Raw genomic sequence first — 21,826 nt, 5'->3', positions numbered from 1 at the left:
GAACACTGTTCAAGGGCTTAATCGGGTCGCGCTTGATCAAGCGCGTTCTTGAGCACCGTAAAAATACGCGTGTCGCTGCATTGGGCAACATTAAATCGCAAGAACTGAGCGGCATCCGCTGCTTGACTGAACACGGGGCCAGGAGCCAGGATCACGCCATGAGGCAGGCAGGCGCGAGCCAGACTCAGGGCGTCGTGGCCTTCGGGCAGACGGGCCCAGAGAAACATGCCTTCGCGCGGGCGTAGCCATGGACTGAGGCCGAGCTGCTCCAGGCGTGTCAGGGTCACGTCCATGGCCTTGGACAGCCGGTATCGAATGTGCTCAAGATGTTTACGATAGCCGCTGTCGCCCAGCGCACTGTTCAGAATATGCGAAGCCAGGCGGTTGCTGCTGAAACTGGTTGCCGTGCGCAAATCCACCAGACTTTCTATCCAGGGCGCCTGTGCGGCGATGTAGCCGCAACGCAGCGACGCCGACAGGGTTTTGGAAAAACTGCCTATTTGCACGACGCGGGACAAGCCATCCAGTGCCGCCAGACGGGTTGCCGGGCGCGTTTCCAGATCGCCGAAAATGTCGTCCTCGATAATGTAGAGGTCGGCACGCTGCGCCATGGCCAGAACACTGTGCGCTGTAGCGGCCGAAAGCCGTGCTCCGGTCGGGTTGTGGATCCCCGAATTACTGATGTAGAGGCGGGGCTTGTGCTGTTGAAGTGCCGCTTCAAAAGCGGTCAGATCCGGCCCCTGGTGGGTGTAGGGCACACTGACGACGTTGGCCCTGTGCGCCCGTAGCAAAGCGTGAAAATTGAAGTAGCAAGGGTCGTCCACCAGCACGGTATCGCCTGCTTCCAGAAGAAATCGGCAAATCAGGTCAATAGCCTGAGTGCCCGAATCGGTCAGCATGATTTGATGCGGCCCAACTTCAATATCAGATTGCACAAGACGGCGGGCCAGTCGTTGTCGCAGAGACTCCAGACCGAGGGGTGAGCCATAGTCCGTCAGGTCCTGGCTGGCACTGCGTGCTGCTTTGCGCAGCCCCCGCCGCACGCCTTGTTCATACATCCAGTCCGAGGGCAGCCAGCCACAGCCGGGCATGAGTGCATCGTCGTCGGCCTCCAGAGACTGACGAGAGATCCACAAAGGGTCTATATCCCTGTCCAGTGCAGGTTCCAGGGCCGTCAGGCTCAGGGGGGCCAAAGGGGCCGTCACATAAAAGCCGGAGCCGGGCCGGGCTTCGATCAGCCCTTCTGCCGCCAGCCGGCCGTACGCCTCCACAATCGTAGAGACCGAGACGCCGGATGAACGGGCGTGTGCCCGCACAGAAGGTAGGCGTGTGCCCGGCGGATAGGTCCGTGCGGCGATGCGTTCACGCACGGATTGCATGAGGTGGTCGATACGGGTCAAGGCAGGCATGAGGCAGGGTTAGGCACGGTGTATGGGGATAAAGGCCAATACAGTTTTTTAAAACTGTACTGGACTGTGCCTGGGTATCCTGGCATAGCTGTGTTGTACTGACAAGCTTCTTTGGGGGAGAAAAAGCGATGGATAGCAAGGCGGTCAGCTGGCTGAATGGTTTTATGGGGGTGGCGATTTTTGCTGGTTCTTTACCGGCTACACGGGTCGCTGTGCTGGGTATGGACCCATTTTTCCTGACGGGTGCGCGAGCCGTCGTGGCTGCGTTGCTGGCCAGCGTCTGGTTGCTGCTGGGGCGCGTGACACGGCCACAGCGATCGGATCTGTTGTCCCTGGCCGTGGTCGGTTTTGGTGTCGTGCTGGGATTCCCCTTGTTGACCGCGCTGGCCCTGCAGTACATCACTTCGGCGCATTCTATTGTGTATGTCGCCTTGTTGCCTTTGTGCACTGCGCTCTTTGGGGTGGTCTTGGCCGGTGAACGGCATAAACCCGTGTTCTGGTTATGCTCTGTTTTGGGCTGCCTGCTGGTGATGAGCTATGCCGCGCAGCAAGGGCTGGAAGCGGTCTGGCAAGGCGATCTGTATATGCTGGCAGCGGTGGTGGTCTGTGGCATGGGCTACGCCGAAGGTGGGCGTCTGTCGCGCCGCCTGGGAGGCTGGCAAGTAATTTGCTGGGCGTTGGTGCTGTCCTTGCCCTTGATGTTCCTCATGATGATCTGGTTCTGGCCCGCCAGCTTTGACACGGTCACCCTCTCGGCCTGGCTGGGGTTTGGCTACGTGTCGGTCTTCAGTATGTTTTTGGGCTTTGTGTTCTGGTATCGAGGACTGGCGCAGGGGGGCATCGCGGCAGTCGGACAGTTGCAGTTGCTGCAACCTTTTATGGGCTTGGCATTGGCTGCGGTCCTGCTGGGCGAGGCCGTCAATGCCAGCATGATCTGGGTCACGATGGGGGCCGCCTTGTGTGTGGCGGGTGCGCGGCGTTTTGCTTCCTGAGACAAGCGCTGTTCGCCGTATGGCCCGTTTGGCCTTGAGCGGTGGCCCCCAGACCCCAGGGCACCTGTGTCGATCAAACCGGCCTGTTTTTCATCATGACAACAAACAGGCCGGTTTTCAATCATGCCGGGCGTTAACTACGCTTCGGCGTGTTTGGCGGCTTCTACCGCTGCGTGGGTGTCTTCTTTGGCGCCATTAAAGAACAGGTTTAGTAAAACGGCGGCCATCGAGGTCAGCAAAATACCCGATTCGATCAGCGGATGGATGGCGTGGGGCATCCACTGCATGTAATTGGGCGCCACCAGCGGGATCATGCCCACGCCAATCGAGATGGCGACAATCATGGAGTTGTTGCGGTTGGTCTTGTAGTCCACGCCGGACAGAATACGGATGCCGGTGGCGGTGACCATACCGAACATCACAATGCCGGCACCGCCCAGAACCACGGTAGGCAAGGATTCCACCAGGGCGGCCATCTTGGGCAGCAGGCCCAGAATAATCAGAATCACGCCGCCTGCCACGCACACAAAGCGACTGCGCACACCCGTTACGGCGACCAGACCCACGTTCTGCGAGAAGCTGGAGTAGGGGAAGGTATTGAAGATACCGCCCAGCAAGGTGCCCAGACCATCGGTACGCAGACCACGCGCCAGATCCTTCTGATCCACCTTCTTGCCCGTCATGTCGCTCAGCGCCAGGAACATGCCGGTCGATTCAATCAGCACCACAATCATGACCAGGGTCATGGTCGCAATGTGCAAAATGTTGAACTTGGGCATGCCAAAGTGAAACGGCAGAACCAGATCAACCCAGGCCGCGTTGGCCACTTTTTCGTAAGTCATGATGCCCATGGCCGAGGCCACAACCGCGCCAATGACAATACCCAGCAAGACAGCCACGTTAGCCAGAAAGCCTTTTGCGAATTTGGCAATCAACAGAATCGATGTCAGTACGATGGCCGCAATGCCCAGACCTGTCAGGTTGGCGTAACGGGGGTTGGGAACGGTGGCTTTCAAGGCCAGTCCTTCCGGGGGCGGTGGCAGGGCGGAGCCGGGCATGGCGGCAGCGGATTGGGCGTGCTGTATCCAGGCCAGATGGTCGGGGTTGATGACGCTGGGCGCAGTCGGGCCGACAGGATTGCCGAAAATCCAGTTGATGCCCACACGCATCAGCGTAATGCCGATCATGGCAATAATCGTGCCAGTGACCACCGGCGGGAAAAAACGCAGCATCCGGCTCACGGCAGGGGCAATGATCATGGTGATGATCCCGGCCCCGATGACGGTGCCAAACAGCATTTGAGCGCCCTCATGACCGGGGTTGGACTGGGCCATGGACACCATGGGACCCACGGCAGCGAAGGTAACGCCCATCATGACAGGCAGCTTGATGCCAAAGTACTGCGTAAAACCCATCGATTGAATGATGGATACGATGCCGCAGACAAACAGGTCTGCGGCGATCAGGATAGATACTTCTTCAGACGACAGATTTAAAGCCCGGCCCACAATTAGTGGAACCGCGACGGCACCGGCGTACATTACCAAAACGTGCTGCAGGCCCAATGCAGCCAGCCTGCCATTCGGTAATCGTTCGTCGACGGGTGCGGTGGTCGCGTTCGTACCCATGAGATGTCTCCAGAGTGGATTAATTATTAGATGTAGCCATCTCAATGTAACGGCGTGCGACAGGCGCGCCATAAGACAATTCGTATAGCGCCTAGGCGAACCAGCCTATAGATGAGGGATAACCCCGAAAAAAAACGCCCTGATTCGGGCGTTTTTGTACAGGCTAAGGGAAAACACTGCTTTGGTCACATATTTTCAGGCGTAAGCCCGCAATCCTTGTTGCGCGGCCATGGTAAAGGTATTGCACCCGTCACGAGGCGGTCGAGTTTGTATCAAAAATGAGTACATTGGATACGACTGGTTGGTTTTATCTGGTCTGAGCCGTTGTTCTACAGTCACACCGAGGCCGAGTCTATAAGCCGCCTGACAGGCTTCGGCGCCGAGTAATTTGAGAAAATTATACACTCTGAAATTGACAAGCCTTGTTCCTGTTGCTAAGTTTTTTTAGCGGAATTCAAGTCCTCGTTTTCACTCGTACAGTGTTCTGGAGTATATGGCGTTCCCGTCATTGCTGTAAAATCAGTAGATTTTAAAAATCCTTCAAAGCGGTTGTGTTAACAACTAGTAAACCGGGAGCAGCCCGTTAAACCGTTTACGACTATCATTCCGGATACGTGGTCTATCTTCTTCAAGATCATATTTTTTGCTTCTGGGACCGCAACTATGTCCCTTTGCATAGGGTTGTACGTTTTCTCAGCTGACGCGAAAATCCAAACTGTCATGAGTAAGAATAATGAACGGTTTTTTTGATCTGCTTCAGTCTACAAAGCCGAACGTAGCCGGTTTATTTAGCATATGCTTCGATTGTGTGTTGGACTGACAAAGAGGCGTCAGCATTGGCTCATCGCTAGATAAATATGTCGCTTGACTGCACTCGATTCTGTGATTTCCATTGAGTGCAGATAGAGTGCTAAAAAAGTGCGTGTTCAGACATGGGGAAAATGCTGATAAGTTGTTGAAGCTAGCTTGTTGGGGATGCAGATTGCCTACCTTGAAGCCAGTTAGTTGCTGTCTAATGATCGTTACAATTGACGGGATAACACATCCCCCCGGTTGAGTTAATACCTGCAATAGTTGCATGGTCATCAAAGGCGATCCAGAGCCGGTTCCATAACTTACGATATCCCGTATAGTGAAAAATTAACGCCGCAGTGTGTATGGCACCAGTGCCGTCTGGAATGCCGTAATCATTAATTGGATGAGTTTGCAATGAGGATTCGGGGCTTAGTAAATATGGCCGACCCGCCATATGCAAATTCGCGAGTTGCTCACTTCAGGCTTGTGTTAGCTCGATGACCCTAGCATCCAGCTTTTTATACATAGTCTCAACAGGACCTAGGGCGCAGATAGGACAGTGAGCAAGGTTAACTCTTGAAAGTCTCTATCCAATGCCGGGTAGACGCATCATGGATGGCAGAGATCTCTTTTTCTCCAGACAGCTCCTGCAAAATCCCATTGGCCAATACTTTGCCGTATTCCACGCCCCACTGATCGAAGGGATTGATACCCCAGATCAGGGCCTGCACGAAAATCTTGTGTTCGTACAAGGCCAGCAAGGCGCCCAGTGAGAACGGGTTCAGACGTGGCAGCACGATCAGCGTGTTGGGGCGTCCGCCCGAGTGGACACGGTGGTGGGCAAGCTCGGCGGCCTGTTCGCCCAGGCCCTGCTGCTCGCATTCGGCCAGGGCCTGTTCGTAGGTTTTGCCGCGCATCAGCGCCTCGCGCTGGGCCAGACAATTGGCCAACAACAGATGATGGTGCTCGGCCTGATGGTGATCCGCCTGCTGGCACACAATAAAGTCAACGGGAGCGCCGTCGCTGCCCTGGTGCAGCCACTGGTAAAAGGTGTGCTGCGCGTCGGTTCCTGCCAGACCCCAGACGGCTGCGCCCGTGGCGACGCCTACGGGCTCTCCGCCGGTGGTGACGGATTTGCCCAGGGACTCCATATCCAATTGCTGGATGTAGGGGACCAGATTGCCAAGGCGAAAATCGTAGGGCGAAATATTCAGTGAGCCATAGCCCAGTACACTGCGATTGACCACCCCCGCCAGAGCCATTTGCACGGGCACGTTGGAGGCAATGGGGGCTTCCTGGAAATGTTGATCCATGGCAGCCGCGCCTGACAGCATCCCGGCCACCACATCACTGCTGACGGCCAGGGCAGTGGTCAGACTGACGGCAGACCAGAGTGAAAAGCGCCCACCGACCCAATCCCAGAACTGAAAGATTTGTTTTTGCGGCACGCCCCAGCGTGCGGCGGTGTCCGGACGGGCGGTAACGGCCACAATCTGTTCATAGGGGTTGGCGACGCCGGCAGCCTGCAGCCATTCCAGGGCGCGTTGCCCGTTTTTCAAGGTCTCTGTGGTGGTGAAGGATTTGGAAGCAATGACAATCAGGGTGTCATGCGGGTCCATGCCCGATAGGGCATGTTCTAGCGCATGGCCATCGATATTGGCCAGAAAGCGCACATTGCGCCAGCTGTGACGATAGCCAAAGGCAGCCAAGGACAGCCGCACGCCCCAGTCGCTGCCGCCAATGCCGATATGGATGATGTTGCGCCAGCGGCGCTCGGAGTCAGCGACACGCACGAATTCGTTCATGCGTTCACGTTCCTTGGCCACGTCTGCGATGGGGGCAGGGGCGCGTAGGGCGCTATGCCAGGCGGCGCGCTGCTCGGTATTGTTGACGATGCCACCGCTCAGCAATTGTGTGCGAGCCTGATCGAAATGGCGGGCGGCCAGTAGTGCGGCTCCGGCCGCCTGTAGTTCTGGCGAGTGCCGTTGCCCACTCAAGTCCACTTGCAGGCCCGCTGCCTTCAGGCAGTGCAGGTCCAGTGCGTAGCGATCGGATTGACGCGCCGCCTCACAAAACCCGGTCCATTCTGGCAGACCGGGCAAAGGGGCAGCAGAGGGAAGGCTTGGACAGTTCACGGACATGGGGATTAGGCCTGCGGTAGACGAAACCGCCATTGTACGAGGCTTTGTCGGGCTTGAGCGCCCCCTGGTAAGCGGGTTTGACGGGGTGTTTACGAATGGATCGGCATCAGATGTTTGCCATCATAGGGTAGGACCCATGCCTGCAAACCGGGGTCGCTGGCCAGAACCCGCGCAATCGCTGGGGGCGACATCCATGAGAACGCCGTGGACAAGGCATCGGCAATGGTGGCGTTGCCCGCCACGACCGAGACACTGCGATACAAGGGTCGAGCCTGTCCATTGGCCGGGTTGAACAGATGAGTGACAGAGCCATCACGGCTCAGTGCGGTTCCCGCGCCCGACGAAGTGCTGACGGCCTGATTGCGTACGTCCAGATTCAAGAGGCGGGTTGGCTCTGCCGGGTCCCCTGTCAGACCAACCCGCCAGGGACGATTGCCCGGAGCCAGGCCGACGCTGCGTATCTCTCCCATGTCGATCAGGGCGTGTTCCAGCCCTGCCTGTTTGAGCTGCTCGGTGATGCGGTCGGTAATATAGCCTTGGGCAATACCGTTCAGGGTTAAGGCCATGCCTGGCCGCTGCAGCCAGATGGAGTCCTCCTGAATAAGTATGGCCTGGTGGCCGACTTGTTGCAGTGTCTGACTGATCTGGGCTGCGTCTGGGACAGCCGCCTGATTGCCCTTGCCTTGGGCCGCTTGGCTATACAGTTCCCAGAGTACTTGCACCGTCGGGTCAAAAGCCCCGTCGGTCAGCGCGCTAAGTCGTTGTGATTCCTGTAGCAGACGCGTCAGATCACCGGGGGCTTGCTTCAGATAGCCGTCGCGGTTCAGGCGTCGCAAGGCGCTGTCTTCCTGATACAGGCTGAATATTCGCTCCAGTCGTCGCACTTCGGACAAGGCTTGATCGATCAAGGTCTGTGCAAAAACCGGGTCGGGGTGGTGGATATGCAGTTGTGCGTCCGCACCCAAAGCCACACCTTGCCAGGAGCTGAGCGGGGTAGGGACCGCTTGCATCGCTTTGACGGCCCAGGGCACGCAAGTCAGTGCGCTGGTCGCGGCCACGATACCGATAAAACGACGACGGGAAACTGGAGTAGAAGTCATGGCAAATACCTGGGATCAGGAAGATAAGCGTTTCAAGGCAGCGCGACCGCACCGAAGATGTAGTTCTCCGGCATGTCGGCAAAGCGAACCAATTGGCCGCCATGTTGTTGCTGGAAGTCCTTGGCGGCCTGCTCCTGGCTAAAGGGCAGGGCATCGATGGTGCCCATGCCGCCGGTATAGCGGCTGTAGATAAGATACCAGGCATCTTGTGCCGGTATCCAGGCTTGTTCGGGGAACTGACCGTCCTGATCGCGCTGGGCCATGTCTTGGACATAAGTAGCGGCGATGGCTTTGGATTCTTCAGGCAGCATGGTGTAGGCAAAGACCTCGCGTATGGTGGTGAACCAGAGCGGCGCTTCGCGTTCGCGCAGAAGAATTTGCCCTTTGGGGCCTTGGTGCTCGAACAGGTACATGCCGCAATAGTGGCCTACGGCGGTGTGGGGGATCTGGACGACGGGCGGCGGTGGGGCCTGTATAGGCTCAGGCTGGCCACAAGCGGCCAGTATCAGTCCCAGGCACAGCAACAGAAAAGTGCGCAGTTTTTTCATAATGCTTTTCTTTTGAATACCAGGCTTGCCAGACCAAAAGGCACAGCGATCCATAGCAGCAGAACGCCCATCAGCACGCTGGCGGGCAGACGAGCCTGTTCACTTAAACCGGCCATGCCGGCAAACATGGCGACATTCTCATAGCCGGTCAGATTTAGCAGGCGGTACACGTCGGTGGGGTTGAACAGCAGAATGATGTTCAGCCAGGACGCGGTGATCATGGCGCCTTGATCGGCAACCAGAATGCCTAGCAGAGCCATGTCATAAATCACCACGAAGAACAGCCAGATACCGATGGCCAGACCTGCTGCCGTTGCACGTTCTCTGACCAGGGTGCTGATGAAATAGCCCATGGACAGGAAACTGGCGCCGAGCAGAACGCTGGCCCCCATCATGGCCAGAAAGGGCGTCCAGACGCTGAAGTCCAGGCCTCCATGCGCCACTTGCAAGGTGATGCCTGCCAGGCCGTAGCCCACCACCGTGGACAGGCTCAGGATCAGGGCATGGCCCAGGAATTTACCGACCAGAACCTGCCAGCGATGGACGGGGTAGCTCAGCAGCAAGGACATGGTGCCGCGCTCGATCTCGCCCACAATGGCATCGTAGGACAGCAGCATGGCGATGAGCGGGATCAGGAAAATAGACAGACTGGACAGGCTGACCACCGTCACAGTCAACGGGTCGACCTTGACGCTGCCGGTGGGGGCGCTGCCCAGAAAGCCGAGCGACAAGGCCAGGGTGGCCAGCAAGAGGGTGACTGCCAGTACCCAGCGGTTGCGCAGCCCGTCGCGCACTTCCTTTTGGATGATGATCAGGACAGGGTTCATGGCTCAGTAATCCTCGCGCTTTAAAAAGTGCGCATAAAGCTCGTCCAAACCGGGGGACTCCAGCTCCAGATCCTTCAAGCCAGGCAGGGTGTGCGCCTCACGCAGGATCTGGATTTTTTCCGCTTCAGTGCAATGACGCTCCAGGCGGTTTGTGCCTATGGGTTTCCAGTGCGGTGGCACAGGGTCCGGTATGCGTTCCACGGTCAGGCGAATGCGTACCGGCAAGCCGGCATGCTGGCGCAGGTCGGACAAGGTGCCATCGGCAATCTTGCGTCCTTGTTGCATCACGATGATGCGGTCTGCCAGACGTTCCATCTCTGCCAGAGCGTGGGTGCTGAGCAGGATGGTGGCCCCGGCATCGCGCAGTTCTTGCACGATCTCGTAGAACAGCAGACGGGAGGCCGGGTCCAGTCCGGTTGTGGGTTCATCCAGCAAAAGCACACGGGGTTTGCCCAGCAGGGTTTGGGCCAGTGCCAGCCGTTGGCGCATGCCTTTGGAGTACGTGCCTACGCGTTTGTGAGCCGCTTGGGCAATGCCGACACGTGCCAGTAAAGCCTGGTTGTCACTGGTCGGCAGCCCTTTGAGGCGGGCGTAAAACGCCAGTGTTTCGGTGCCGGTCAAGGCAGGGTGCAAGGCGACGGTTTCAGGCAGGTAGCCGATATGGGCTCGCAGCCGGGCAGCCTGGGATGAACCCGCATCGTGGTCCAGCAAGGTGACCTTGCCTTCATCGGCACGGATCAGGCCCAGAATCAGTTTGATGACAGTACTTTTGCCTGCGCCATTGTGGCCAGCCAGCACCGTGCATTGGCCGGGGTAAAGCTCGAAGTTCACCGCGTTGGTAGCGCGCTGCTGGCCATACAGTTTGCTGACATTGGACAGCGAGACAGGGGCCGGGCGGTTATTGGATGGAGTCATGATGGGCCTTGTAGCGCTCCCAGACGGGATTGTCGGGCGCACGCATCAGCGGTGCGCTATCGATGATGCCGCCGGGCAAAATGGCAGGAAATTGGGTTTGCGCCCAGCGCACAATGGAAACGGCGGGGCTGTTCAAGAGCACGCGGGCCGAAGGGGCTCGCCACACCAGTTGTTCAATCAGGCCATTGGGGCGATAAGCGGTGTCACCGATGCCGTCACCGTTCAGGTCAAAGGCGCTGTGATCGCTCCAGTAATTGCCCCGGTCCTTGCTGGACCACTCCAGGTAGCGGGTGCCCACATACTTCACCTGATTCTGGTTCTGGATGAAGGCGTTTTCCGTGATCTCATTGCCTTCGGAACCGGCGGTGTAGTGCACCCCGATCTGGGTGTTCTGAATCAGGTTGCCGGAGATCTTGTTGAAGTTGGCGTTGTAGAGAAAAACGCCTTTCTCGGCCCCGTCCACGATATTGTCGGTAATGGTCGATTGCTGGGCGGCGTTGAGCATCAAGCCTTGATGTGTGCTGTTGATGCTGATGTTTTCACGTACCGTCAGGAACTGCGAAAACATCAGGGCATAAGCAATGTCATTGCCTATGGAGACATTGCTGCTGACCTCGCTGTTATTGGTGTACATGTAGTGCACCGCATAGCGTAGCTGGGTAAAGCGGTTGTGGCTGAACACATTGTCGCGGCTGGTATTGGAAAAAATCCCGTCGCGACCCCAGGAAATATCGTTGTACAAGATGCGTGAGCCGGGGGAGTTCCAGACGGTCACGCCATTGCCACGCTCATTCAGACGCAGCTCTTTATTGCCCACGATAGTGTTGTGCTGCACCAGCGCGTTGTGGGGCCCCCAGACATATACCCCCACCAGATTGTCGAGGATGTCGTTGTTTTCGATCAGGGCGTTATGGGCGGGCTTGTCCAGGAAGATGCCCGCATCCATATCCGGCAGGCTCAAGCCGGAATTGCGCACGGTGATCTGACGTATCTGCACATCTTCCGCCTGGACCCACACCGTGCGACCTTCACGTTCGCCCATCAACACGGCTTGCCGGTTGCTGGGGCCTTGAAGCGTCAAAGGTTTGTTCACGATGATATTGCCCTGATACGTGCCGGGAGCCAGCATCAGGATGTCGCCGGCTTGGGCGGCATCGATAACGGCTTGCAGCGCGGTATCGGCAGGCACCTCAATGGTGGCCGCTTGAGCAGCCAGACCACTGGCCGCAAGGGCCAGGATCGTAAGCGGCTTGAAGGCCAGCCTCAGCACCAGGGTTGGGCTGAGGCATCGTGCACGGGCGGGGAGCAGGCGGAAAGGCTTCATGTCACCGTCAGGCTTTGGGTTTCACATTCATCTGACCGGACATTTCCATGTGCAAGGCGTGGCAGAACCACTGGCAGTAGTACCAATGCACACCGGGGCGAGAGGCCGTGAAGGTGACCGAGCTGGTTTGCTGCGGTCCAATTTCCATGGCCACGCCATAGCCAGACAGGGTGAAGCCGTGGGTCAAGTCTTCGATCATTTCCATATTGGTGACTACGACGGTGACTTCATCGCCCTGATTGACCTCAAAGCTGGGCACGGAGAACACGGGTGCCACGGCAGTCATGTAGACCCGAACCTTGTTGCCATCCCGGATGACCTTGGAGGCACCTTCCAGGGTGACGCCATCTTTCTCGGCCATCTTCCGTGCGCTGTCCCACCATGGATCGTCGCGAGTCCAGACGCGCTTGGGTCGTACTTTTTCGGCGGCAACCAGCAGCATGTCGTGCGGTTCGGCAAAACTTGGGCCATCGTGGACCAGCTTCATCACATCGCCTGAAATGTCGATCAACTGATCGTTCTCGGGTTTGAGCGGGCCTACGTTCAGGAAGCGGTCTTTGGAGAACTTGTTCAGCGACACCAGCCATTTGCCATCGGCCTCTTTGGTCTCGCCCATGGTGGTGTGGTTGTGGCCGGGCTGGTAGTGCACGTCCAGTTTCTGGATGATGGGGTCTACGTCCTTGCCCTGATACGCCTCGATGGCCTTGGCAATGTTCCACTTCACGATCTGGCTGTCGATAAACAGCGTGGTGTAGGCATTACCGCGGCCGTCATAGGCCGTGTGCAGTGGGCCTAGGCCCAGTTGAGGTTCTGCCACTACGCAGTCGCGTGGTTTGATCTTGTCGGCAAACAAGTCATCCAGGCGGCGCACGTCGATCATGGTGACGGTGGGCGAGAGCTTGCCGTTAAAGACCACGTGGATGCCATCGGGGGAGGCATTGCAACCGTGGGGGGAGTTGGGTACGGGGATGTAGCGGGTGTAGCGCGAGCCTTTGCGGCCATCCAGCACTTTGACGCCCTGCATTTCTTTGAAGTCGCCTTTCTTGACGCCGTCTTCAATGGCTTTCAGGTTGAACACCACGGCCCAGTCCTGCTCGTTGGCGCTCATCTCGCCTACATCTATTCCCTTTTCGGAGTTGTAGCAGGTGGAGAACGCGTACTTGCCCTGGTAGTCGGCGTCGCAATTGTCCAGGTTGCCGTCCACGATCACCTGCCAGGCGATTTCCATGGTGTCGCCATCAATGGCGGTAAACACCGAGAAATAGTTTTCCTTGGGGTTGCCAAAGATTGTGCCGTTATTGGGCAGGGGGACGATGTGCTCGCCGTTGCAGAACACATAGCCGGTGCGTGGGTAGCGTTGCGGGCGCAGGCCGTGGATACCGTCGGCATTGGGAATCTCAATGATCTTGTCGCACTTCATGACATCGCAGCGCACGCGAGCCACGCGGTTATTGGCCTTGTCGTTGATGTAGATGAAGCGCCCGTCATAGGTCCCGTCGGTAAAGGACATATGGGGGTGGTGAGCATCGCCATTGGGCAAAATGCCGCCCAGGGAGTCTGCAAACGCCAGGGTTTCAGGCGTCAGATTGGCGCGCATGATCTGGCGGCTTTCGTTGGTAATCCCCCAGCCGGTGGCACTACAAATATTGAAGATCGGGATGCGCATCAGTTCGCGCATGGAGGGCAGACCCATGATGCGGATCTCGCCGGACTGACCACCGGAATTAAAGGCGTAGTACTGGTCCAGCTCGCCCGGCTCAATATGGGCGCTTTGCCCGTTCGGCGCCTTTTTGGTATCGGCCAAGGCATTGCCAATGTGGGTGGCGCTGACCACAGCAGCGCCGGATAAGGCGGCGGTGCCCAAAAAGGCGCGGCGGCTCAGACCCTGTTTATCCTGCTTGTTCTCGGACATGGTGTGATTTTCCTTGTGTGTGATGACGTGACCGACTTGGCGCTGGGGCGCGCCCAGGCGTCTCACGGCGTGGCGGGGGTGGAATCGGTACTGTCTACGCTGCGTGGACGCACGGTAGGGCGGGCAGCAGCATCGTCTTGCAGCGAGCTGGCAACGGCAACGGGGGCCGGTTTATCTCGCTTGCGCTTGGCGATCTTTTGAATCAGGTGCGGGCATTTTTTCTCGTGGTGATACAGCATCTGGCAATTCAGACACTGGATACATTCGTTGGGGTTGATGGGGCCTTCGGGCTCGATGGCTTGTACGGGACAGTCGGTCGCACAGCGCTGACAGGGGTTGCCACACATGGGGTAGCGACGCAGCCAGTCAAAAATGCGCAGGCGGGCGGGGATGGCCAGGGCAGCGCCCAGGGCACAGAGATAGCGGCAGTAAAAACGCTCGATGAACAGGCTGGCAATCAGCAGCAGTACGGCAAAGATCGTGAAGGGCCAGTCGCGGATGAATTTCAGGATGATGGCGGTCTTGAAGGGTTCGACTTCGGCCATCTTTTCGGCCACGGCCATGTCGTACAGGGCAAAGCCAAACAGCAGAATGAAGGTCACGTACTTGATGGCTACCAGCCGTTTATGGGCGCTGTAGGCCACCTTGATCTGGGGAATGCGCAGGAAGCAGGCCAGCTTGTTGGCCAGCTCTTGCAGTGCTCCGAAAGGACAGAGCCAGCCACAGAAGGCGCCCCGGTTCCAGAAAATCAGGGAAATGGCGGTAGCAATCCACAGAATGAAGACCAGTGGATCCATCAGGAAGTATTCCCAGCGGAAATCGGTGCGCAGGGCGTGGGAGAACGTCAGTACATTCACCACGGACAATTGGGCCGAGGCGTACCAGCCAATCCAGACCAGGGAGAACAGCAGAAAGCCAATACGAAAGCGTCGGTAGAACACCTCGTGTTTTGTCAGCGTGTCCTGGAAGAAGAAGACTCCGCCCAAGGTCAGCAAAGACACCAGCAGCACGGCAATTTGTACCTTCTTGCCAGCCCAGATTTGCTTGTACAAAGGCTCGCTGGCGGTTTCCAGGTCATCGTGCTCTGCGGCTTCGGGGGCCGCTGCAGCGGCTGCTGGAGGGGGCGCCGTCAAATAGGAGTCAGGAAGCTGGTAATTCAGGTTCAGCGTGACAAAGGCTTTGTCTTTGACGCTAAGCACACGCTGTACCAACAGTTGCAGTCGCCAGGGTAAAACAGGATCAAAGGTGGCGGTAGCAGGGATCTTGAACAGGGCGGCTTCTTTGAAATCCGGAGCACCTGCGGCTTTCACGCCGGGCAGACGTTGGTGATCCAGGTCGGTGAAGTGAAAGCTGTCCAGGTCCTGGATGATTTCGATGCGGTCAAAAATCCCGCCTCGCACATAGCCCGATCCCTTGAAGGAATACAGCCCATTGCCCACGACCAGCATGGCCTGCTGGCCGGGTTTCAGTTCTTGTTGCAGGTAGTTGTAATCGGCCTCGCCTAACAGGCTTTGTCCAATGCTGGGCACGCTGACCAGGGCGGCGTACAGGTCGATAAAGGTGTCTTGTGGATCGCCTTCCTGAGGATGGGCGGCGGCCTCTGTACGGCCATTATCAATAAAGGCCTGGTTGATGTCGGCCACGCTGACATGCAGGCGTTGGATGGCACCGCTTTGGAGCAGTTCGTCCCAGCTGGAAATGGTGTGGTTGCTGGTATCTATGCTGCGCTTGACGGCGACGGGTGCCGTGGCGGGGGCGGCAGGCTGGCCTATGCCTTCTTGCCGGGCCACCAACTGAGAAGAGCGCATGATGCTGTCGCCCACGACCATCAAGGTCACGGTGGCACCGCTGATGATATCTACGGGTGGCGGTGCGCCGGGTTTGGGGCGGTTCTTGATGTAGTTCTGGCCGATATAGCCTTGAATAAAGGCTTCGACGCGCGACTCCGGAATACCGATCAAGACAATGGGTTCATGGTGTTCCAGCAGCTTGGCGGCGACGATGCTGCCATCCATGCTCATGGCAACCAGAGTGTCGATGGGGAAACTGGAATAGCCGCGGGTGTTGACGATGTCGGTCGTCACATAGACATACCCTAGCTGCTCCTGATCTTTAAATACCTTGGCGACAGGCAGCGAGCCTGCGGGCTCGCTGGTGTGGGTGGCGGTGGGAAAGATCTCGTTGAGGGCAATGTCCGGAAGGAAGTGGGCAATGCGCGACGTGGAGTGTGCGGAAGTGCTGCTTAAACAGGCTGCCAGCAGGAAAAGCAGGAGCCAGATAGTGCGTAACTGGACATGCCGGGCCAAGCGATTGAGGGACGTCATTTCTTACCACCTGCAACAAGATTCTTGCGAGATGGTAGGGGTTATCCTTTGTTTGCTCTTTGTGTCAGAGCAAGGACAGATTCTGACAAGAGTGGGTGTGGGTCGGCGTCAGTCAGCTCTTGATCTGTGAGAAATGATGGCAGGCTTTGCTGGCCGGGCTTTAGATGGGGTTCAGCTTTGGTGACGCAAATAATTCAGGACCGCGTCGGCATCACCCTGAAAAATGACCCGATCTTTTTTTTGCTCGCGCTGATAGCTGTACATGGGGTCGTAGTATTGCGTCAGCAGGCCCCCAACCCAGTCGCGGTGGTCGTCCAGCGCGCCACTACGCTCTTGTTCCTGCAAGGCGGCGTCCATGATGGCTGATAGTTGCTGGTAGCGTTGATGACCCAGCCGTTTGGTGATGCGGGCCAGGCTTTGACGCAGTTGCTCGGCAAACAGCGCAAAGCCGGTTTGCGGGTCGTGCTGCTGTGTAAACTCCGCGTGCAGATTCTGAACGTAGTCGCGCACGATGCGCGTAATGCGGTTTTCCAGACTGTCTTCCAGCCAGATAATGGGCCACTGCTGCATGCCACGATACAGGCTCAGTGGCAGGCTGCAACGACCAATAGTCTGGCTTTCATCTTCCAGCACAAAGCCTTGATGCCCTTGTGCGGTTTTCTTGAGCATGGAAATGGACAGGCGGTGTTCAAAGTCGATCTGGCTGGGTTGGCCAGTGGCATGTTTGCCAAAGCTGGAACCGCGATGGTGGGCATAGCCCTCCAGATCCAGACTGTGATCAAGTTGCTGCAGCACATCAGTTTTGCCTGTACCTGTCATGCCCCCCAGAATCTGAAAGCGGGCACTGCTGATGGTTTGTTCCAGATTGTGCAGCAAAAAGCCACGCATGGCCTTGTAGCCGCCCACCACGCGTGGGTAGCGAATGCCCGCCTCTTCGCGTAGCCAGGTTTGTGTGATCTGGCTGCGCAGACCACCCCGAAAGCAATACAAATAACCGTCGGGGTGCGCTTGCGTGAATTGCACCCAGGCTTGCAGCCGTTCTTTCTTGATCTGACCGCTGACCAGTTTATTGCCCAGCGCAATCGCGGCGTCCTGACCATGCTGCTTGTAGCAGATACCCACTTGATGACGCTCTTCATCGTTCATCAATGGCAGGTTCAACGCGCCGGGAAAGGCACCTTTGTTGAACTCGATGGGAGCGCGAGCGTCCATCAAAGGCACATCGTTCAGGAACAGCTCGCGGTAGTCGTGGGTGTCAGGGCGCATCAAGCAATTTCAACAGCGTAGGTGTTGGCGGGGATGAATTCCCCGATGGCGTCCAGTTTCAAACCCAGTTCGGCCGCCATGGTCATGAATTCGGCCGTGGCAGAAGGCTCCACAGCGATCAGCAACCCACCGCTGGTTTGCGGATCGCACAGAATGTTGATCTGGTCCTGGCTGATGGGGGCAATGCGGTGGCCGTAGCTGTCAAAGTTACGTTGGGTTCCGCCGGGGACGCAGCCTTGTTCCAGATAGTATTCAATGCCGGGCAACAAAGGGACGCGGTCCAGATTCAAACGGGCAGTCAGGCCGCTGCCATCGGCCATTTCAATCAGGTGACCCAGCAGACCAAAGCCCGTTACGTCCGTCATGGCTTTCACGCCGGCCAGTTGGGCAAAGCGGCTACCGGGCTTGTTCAGCGTACACATCCAGTCGCGAGCCAGATTCTGGTCTTCGGGGCGCAGCTTGGCCTTTTTTTCGGCTGTGGTCAGAACACCGATGCCCAAAGGCTTGGTCAGATAAAGCTGACAGCCCTCGGTAGCGGTGTCGTTGCGCTTTAACTGTGCTTTATCCACGACGCCTGTAACGGCCAGACCAAAAATAGGTTCGGGCGCGTCAATGGAGTGGCCCCCCGCCAGGGCAATGCCGGCAGCATCGCAGGCGGCGCGTCCGCCACGCACCACTTCGCGCGCGATTTCCGGAGACAGCACGTTGATGGGCCAGCCCAGAATCGCAATCGCCATGATCGGCTTGCCACCCATGGCATAGATATCGCTGATGGCGTTGGTAGCGGCGATGCGCCCGAAGTCGTACGGGTCATCCACGATGGGCATGAAAAAATCAGCGGTCGAGACGACGCCTGTTTCCTCGTTCAGGCCGTACACGGCGGCATCATCGCGGGAGGTATTGCCCACCCACAGGTTCGGGTCCAGATTCTGGGCACCACTGCCGGCCAGGATAATGTCCAGTACCTTGGGAGAGATTTTGCAGCCGCAACCGGCTCCATGGCTGTATTGGGTCAGACGAACGGGGGTATCCATGAGCACGCACCAGGAAATAGGTTGAAGGTGAAATGATACTAAATTGCCTGTGGGTCCTGCAGGCTTTTAGCTAGGGGAAGAGGAGCGGACGGACACGCTGCGCGAGCTGGTCGGTGGCCACCCATTGAGCAAACTGCTCGCCCAGGCGCTGGCTTTGTTCCACCGAGTTTTGCCAAGCCTGACGCCGGTCTGCATCCGATAAACGCTTGTAGTCGGACCGGCTGGGAATTTTGCACTCGTTCAGCCGCTGATAAAAGCGGGGTGTGGGACAGAGCAAAACCAGCTTGTCCAGGCTATGTGGCCGACGTGCCTTTTGCCAGCGTGGCAGGTATTTGTCGAACCAGCTGGCACTGATGTTCTGGGTGAAATGGGGAAACAGGCTCAGGCCGGGGCCCTCCAGATCCAGTGCGCAAAAGTTGTAATCGACCAGACCGCCATCCCGGTAGAGCCCGGCAGGCCAGTTGTGAGCGGCATCCACCCCGTCAATCACAAGTGGTATCGCGGTGCTGGCTGCCAGGGTCTCGAACAGATTGTGTTCGTCCAGCGCGGCATAGCGAGCCTGTTTTCGATGCTTGTCCTCAATCGGCAAGGGGCTGCGGGTGTCATGCACAATGACCCGCTCAAAAAACCAGTGAGGGATGGCAGGATGGACATAGTTTCCGACCATGCAGCCCAGCAAGGCTGCGCCGAGCTGCCTGGGGTTCCGAGAGCTGGCCCAGCCTTTGCTGCGTGCAACGGTGATGGCAAAGCGATAACGTGGGTGGTTCAGGATGGCCGCCTGGGCGTCCGCGTTCCCCAGCAAGGTTCGGAGCATGCCCTGCGTCGAGCGCGTAATGTCCGCCACGGTGGATTGGGGCATAAACGGGCTGTGTATGTAAAGCTGGGCAAAGTCCGCAAAGGCTTTGTAGGGATCGTTCTGGGCGGCGCAGGCAAAGCGCCAGGAGGCAATCGAGCTGCCAAACAGCCAGAGCGGCTCGTCATGAGTGTTGAGCCAGTCTCCAAACAGATACTGATCCAGCCCGGTCAGTGCCAGGGCCTTGGGCCCTCCGGCGCTGCCAATCAGCGTGCTGATGTCTTTGGCATGCAAGCCATGGTTTTGAATGTGACGATAGGCGTGAGGGCCAGCATAGATCGCAAGATCAGGCTCGACGGACGACAAGGTCAGCTCCCGACTGTGGTGACTCAGGCGCCAGAAAACTGGCGAACAAGGCTTTAGTCTAGCGCTGTTGGGGCGCAAGGAAGCGCTTATCTGTCGGGTAAGAGGTGCGAATGCCGTGGAGAAATAAAAATGGCCGGCACCCGAGGTGCCGGCCATTGGCGGGGGGCAAGGTTTTTAGAAACGCAGGCCTACGCCCAGCCAGTAACGGCGGCCATCTTCCACGTAGCTGTAGTCTTCATAACGGACTTGTTTATCCAGTACGTTGTAGATGCCTGCGTACAGGTCTACGTTCTTGTTCAGCTTGTAGGTGCCGCCCAAGTCCACGAAGGTATAGGACGGAGCGCGTGTGCTGGAAGAGGAAGCCGAGCTGACTGGCTCGCTTTCTTTGCCACGGTAGTTCACGCGTGCCCATGTGCTGATCTTCTCGGTCGGGCGCCAGTCCAGGCTGACATTGGCCATGTGCTTGGGCATCTGATTCAGAGGCTGACCTTCGTTAGGACCGCTCTTTTGCTTGGAGTCGGTGTAGGTATAGTTGGCCTTCAAGGTCCAGTCCTTGGCCAGATCCCACGTGAAATTGGTTTCAATGCCGCGAGTGACTGCCTTGTCCACGTTTTCGTAGGTGGTTGGGTTGGAACCAAACTGGTTGGGACCGTCAGTGCATTTGGTGCTCGGGCACGACACGCGGGTGATCTTGTCCTTGAAGTCGTTGTTGAACAGGGTCACGCCGGCAGAAAAGCCTTCCAGCGTGTCATACATCACCCCAAATTCCTGGGACAGCGATTTTTCTGGCTTCAGATCAGGATTTCCGTACATATTGCCACCGCGGCTGACCTGGCCCCAACCGGGGATGGTTTGCCGCAAGTCGGGGGCACGAAAGCCTGTGGACACCCCGCCTTTGATCGTCCAGTTGTCGGTGGCCGACCACACACCATAAATACGAGGGCTGACGTGCTTGCCAAAGTTTTCGTCGTGGTCGTAGCGCAGGCCGCCAGTCAGGGCAAAGCGGTTGGTCAGGCTCCACTCATCTTCCATGAACAGCGCCCACTGGGTGCGTTTGATGCGGCTGATGCCCGTGGTGAGCTGGTTACCGGTTTCATCGTTCAGCTTCTGATGCTGGTAAGAAGCACCGATAGTCAGCAAATGATCCCCCAATGGAGCGACCCAGGCGGTACGTGCATCGGTGTTTTTGATGCGCATATCCCGTGACTTGTTGTTGAAGTCTTCCTGCTGCACGTAGGTGTCGGACGTGGCAAAGCCCCAGTTGCCGTTGTGGGTCAAGGATACTTTTTCACCGCGGTAATCCGTTTCGGAGCTGGCGGGGCAGCCAAAGCGACCGCAAGCGGTACCCGGAGCCACGGGTTCGACGGTTTTACCCAGCGTGGAGTTGTATTTTTGACGCTTGCTGCTGCCTTCCAGCACAAAGCTGTGGTTGTCCGAAGGAGTCAGGCTCAGCTTGGCCCCGACTTCAAAGGACTCACGCTTGCGATAGCCGTTGTAGATATCGTCTTCTTGACGATTGGTCTGCTGACCATAGACTTGCAAACCCAGCAGGCCGTCTTTGATCGGCCCGCCCAGCATGAAGTTGCCTTGGAAGATATCGCCGGAGCGGCTATGCGATTGCAAGGTGCTGTCCAGGCGGACGGCTCCCCCCCATTGCTTGGGCACCTTGCGGGTAATGATGTTGACTACACCGCCCATGGCGTCGGAGCCATACAGTGAGGACATAGGGCCACGCACCACTTCGATACGTTCAATTTCGGTCAGGGGAGGGGTCCAGCCGCCTTCCACACCGGAAGAGTCCGAGTTGGTCCGTGTTTCGGTAGAGCTTTGGCGTTTGCCGTCGATGAGGATCAGCGTGTACTTGGAGCTCATGCCGCGAATCGTAATGTCACGACGGTCGCCACCGCCCGTCACAATCACGCCGGGTACATCTGACAGGGCGTCGTAGGCATCGCGGTAAAACTTGTTTTCCAGGTCCTCGCGGGTAATGACGGTAATCGAAGCCGGAGCTTCTTTAATATCCTGCTCAAAGCCCGAAGCGGTTACGACAACAGGGCTAAGTTGAACGGGTGTGCTGTCTTGAGCAACTGCACCACTGGCAGCAAAAACGCTTGCCAGAACGAGCGGCAAGCGTTTTACGGTAAAGAGAGATTTCATTGACGACTTCCAATTTGTGTCTGTTTTTAGCGTGTGCTGCGGTTGCCTTGCTCTTACTGGCCGTATTCCCCGTACAGCGACATTAATGATACCCATTCTCATTTCCAAATCAAAAACAAAATGCAGCATTGGTATTGAAAATGAGAATAATTGCTAAACGCGTTGCTAGGTTGCAACATAACTGTAACGTCAACGGCGGAAGGCGGAGAGCACCACGGTCAAGCGTTCAGCGTTGGCAGCCCGAAATCAGTCTTGAAAGCCTATGGTTCGTAAGGAAATAGGGTTTCCTGATTGA

General features: G+C 57.5%; 15 protein-coding genes. 1 reads left to right on the top strand and 14 read right to left on the bottom strand.

Going from position 1 to position 21,826, the window contains the following annotated elements:
* Positions 1-17: 17 nt before the first annotated feature.
* Positions 18-1,409, bottom strand: coding sequence for an aminotransferase-like domain-containing protein (locus V6936_RS12720; protein WP_003805491.1), 1,392 nt, complete (start codon positions 1,407-1,409; stop codon positions 18-20).
* Positions 1,410-1,537: 128 nt separating this feature from the next.
* Here V6936_RS12720 and V6936_RS12715 point away from each other — a divergent pair, with 128 nt between their 5' ends.
* Positions 1,538-2,401 (top strand): DMT family transporter, encoded by an 864-nt coding sequence (locus V6936_RS12715; protein ID WP_301606046.1) that lies wholly within the window; start codon positions 1,538-1,540, stop codon positions 2,399-2,401.
* 137 nt (positions 2,402-2,538) lie between these two features.
* On the opposite strand, the gene V6936_RS12710 is transcribed toward V6936_RS12715, so the two are convergent.
* From V6936_RS12710 to V6936_RS12650, 13 genes are all read right to left on the bottom strand, one after another.
* Entirely contained in the window at positions 2,539-4,029 is a 1,491-nt protein-coding gene (locus V6936_RS12710; RefSeq protein ID WP_003805495.1) for a nucleobase:cation symporter-2 family protein, read from the bottom strand.
* Positions 4,030-5,393: 1,364 nt separating this feature from the next.
* Positions 5,394-6,965: a glucose-6-phosphate isomerase gene (gene pgi, locus V6936_RS12705; RefSeq protein WP_240209483.1), complete on the bottom strand. Its 1,572-nt coding sequence runs from the start codon at positions 6,963-6,965 to the stop codon at positions 5,394-5,396.
* Between the two features lie 89 nt (positions 6,966-7,054).
* Positions 7,055-8,065, bottom strand: a complete 1,011-nt coding sequence (locus V6936_RS12700; protein WP_240209482.1) for an FAD:protein FMN transferase — start codon at positions 8,063-8,065, stop codon at positions 7,055-7,057.
* Positions 8,066-8,097: 32 nt separating this feature from the next.
* On the bottom strand, positions 8,098-8,613 hold the full coding sequence (locus V6936_RS12695) for a nitrous oxide reductase accessory protein NosL (protein WP_131071019.1): 516 nt from the start codon (positions 8,611-8,613) through the stop codon (positions 8,098-8,100).
* Positions 8,610-9,440, bottom strand: coding sequence for an ABC transporter permease (locus tag V6936_RS12690; protein ID WP_240209481.1), 831 nt, complete (start codon positions 9,438-9,440; stop codon positions 8,610-8,612). Before V6936_RS12690 ends, V6936_RS12695 begins: the two co-directional genes overlap by 4 nt.
* A gap of 3 nt (positions 9,441-9,443) precedes the next feature.
* Positions 9,444-10,355, bottom strand: coding sequence for an ABC transporter ATP-binding protein (locus V6936_RS12685; RefSeq protein WP_240209480.1), 912 nt, complete (start codon positions 10,353-10,355; stop codon positions 9,444-9,446).
* Positions 10,339-11,679, bottom strand: coding sequence for a nitrous oxide reductase family maturation protein NosD (locus tag V6936_RS12680; RefSeq protein WP_240209479.1), 1,341 nt, complete (start codon positions 11,677-11,679; stop codon positions 10,339-10,341). Before V6936_RS12680 ends, V6936_RS12685 begins: the two co-directional genes overlap by 17 nt.
* A 7-nt stretch (positions 11,680-11,686) precedes the next feature.
* Entirely contained in the window at positions 11,687-13,591 is a 1,905-nt protein-coding gene (gene nosZ, locus V6936_RS12675) for a TAT-dependent nitrous-oxide reductase (RefSeq protein WP_045929507.1), read from the bottom strand.
* A gap of 62 nt (positions 13,592-13,653) precedes the next feature.
* Positions 13,654-15,915: a 4Fe-4S binding protein gene (locus tag V6936_RS12670; RefSeq protein WP_336579962.1), complete on the bottom strand. Its 2,262-nt coding sequence runs from the start codon at positions 15,913-15,915 to the stop codon at positions 13,654-13,656.
* Between the two features lie 171 nt (positions 15,916-16,086).
* On the bottom strand, positions 16,087-17,181 hold the full coding sequence (gene mnmH / locus V6936_RS12665) for a tRNA 2-selenouridine(34) synthase MnmH (RefSeq protein ID WP_336579961.1): 1,095 nt from the start codon (positions 17,179-17,181) through the stop codon (positions 16,087-16,089).
* On the bottom strand, positions 17,181-18,215 hold the full coding sequence (gene selD / locus V6936_RS12660; protein WP_301606043.1) for a selenide, water dikinase SelD: 1,035 nt from the start codon (positions 18,213-18,215) through the stop codon (positions 17,181-17,183). Before selD ends, mnmH begins: the two co-directional genes overlap by 1 nt.
* 70 nt (positions 18,216-18,285) lie before the next feature.
* Positions 18,286-19,374, bottom strand: coding sequence for a hypothetical protein (locus tag V6936_RS12655; RefSeq protein WP_301606042.1), 1,089 nt, complete (start codon positions 19,372-19,374; stop codon positions 18,286-18,288).
* A gap of 174 nt (positions 19,375-19,548) precedes the next feature.
* Positions 19,549-21,531: a ligand-gated channel protein gene (locus V6936_RS12650; RefSeq protein WP_301606041.1), complete on the bottom strand. Its 1,983-nt coding sequence runs from the start codon at positions 21,529-21,531 to the stop codon at positions 19,549-19,551.
* Between the last annotated feature and the right edge of the window lie 295 nt (positions 21,532-21,826).

The organism is Alcaligenes sp. CHO6 (assembly GCF_037120595.1).
GTDB lineage: Bacteria > Pseudomonadota > Gammaproteobacteria > Burkholderiales > Burkholderiaceae_B > Alcaligenes > Alcaligenes ammonioxydans.
This window is presented reverse-complemented; position numbering and strand designations above follow the sequence as displayed.

Coding starts and splice junctions, on each gene's coding strand:
- mnmH (WP_336579961.1), bottom strand. CDS start 17,181: ATGCGCCCTGACACCCACGACTACCGCGAGCTGTTCCTGAACGATGTG.
- V6936_RS12670 (WP_336579962.1), bottom strand. CDS start 15,915: ATGACGTCCCTCAATCGCTTGGCCCGGCATGTCCAGTTACGCACTATC.
- selD (WP_301606043.1), bottom strand. CDS start 18,215: ATGGATACCCCCGTTCGTCTGACCCAATACAGCCATGGAGCCGGTTGC.
- V6936_RS12695 (WP_131071019.1), bottom strand. CDS start 8,613: ATGAAAAAACTGCGCACTTTTCTGTTGCTGTGCCTGGGACTGATACTG.
- V6936_RS12680 (WP_240209479.1), bottom strand. CDS start 11,679: ATGAAGCCTTTCCGCCTGCTCCCCGCCCGTGCACGATGCCTCAGCCCA.
- V6936_RS12715 (WP_301606046.1), top strand. CDS start 1,538: ATGGATAGCAAGGCGGTCAGCTGGCTGAATGGTTTTATGGGGGTGGCG.
- V6936_RS12700 (WP_240209482.1), bottom strand. CDS start 8,065: ATGACTTCTACTCCAGTTTCCCGTCGTCGTTTTATCGGTATCGTGGCC.
- V6936_RS12685 (WP_240209480.1), bottom strand. CDS start 10,355: ATGACTCCATCCAATAACCGCCCGGCCCCTGTCTCGCTGTCCAATGTC.
- V6936_RS12720 (WP_003805491.1), bottom strand. CDS start 1,409: ATGCCTGCCTTGACCCGTATCGACCACCTCATGCAATCCGTGCGTGAA.
- V6936_RS12710 (WP_003805495.1), bottom strand. CDS start 4,029: ATGGGTACGAACGCGACCACCGCACCCGTCGACGAACGATTACCGAAT.
- V6936_RS12650 (WP_301606041.1), bottom strand. CDS start 21,531: ATGAAATCTCTCTTTACCGTAAAACGCTTGCCGCTCGTTCTGGCAAGC.
- nosZ (WP_045929507.1), bottom strand. CDS start 13,591: ATGTCCGAGAACAAGCAGGATAAACAGGGTCTGAGCCGCCGCGCCTTT.
- pgi (WP_240209483.1), bottom strand. CDS start 6,965: ATGTCCGTGAACTGTCCAAGCCTTCCCTCTGCTGCCCCTTTGCCCGGT.
- V6936_RS12690 (WP_240209481.1), bottom strand. CDS start 9,440: ATGAACCCTGTCCTGATCATCATCCAAAAGGAAGTGCGCGACGGGCTG.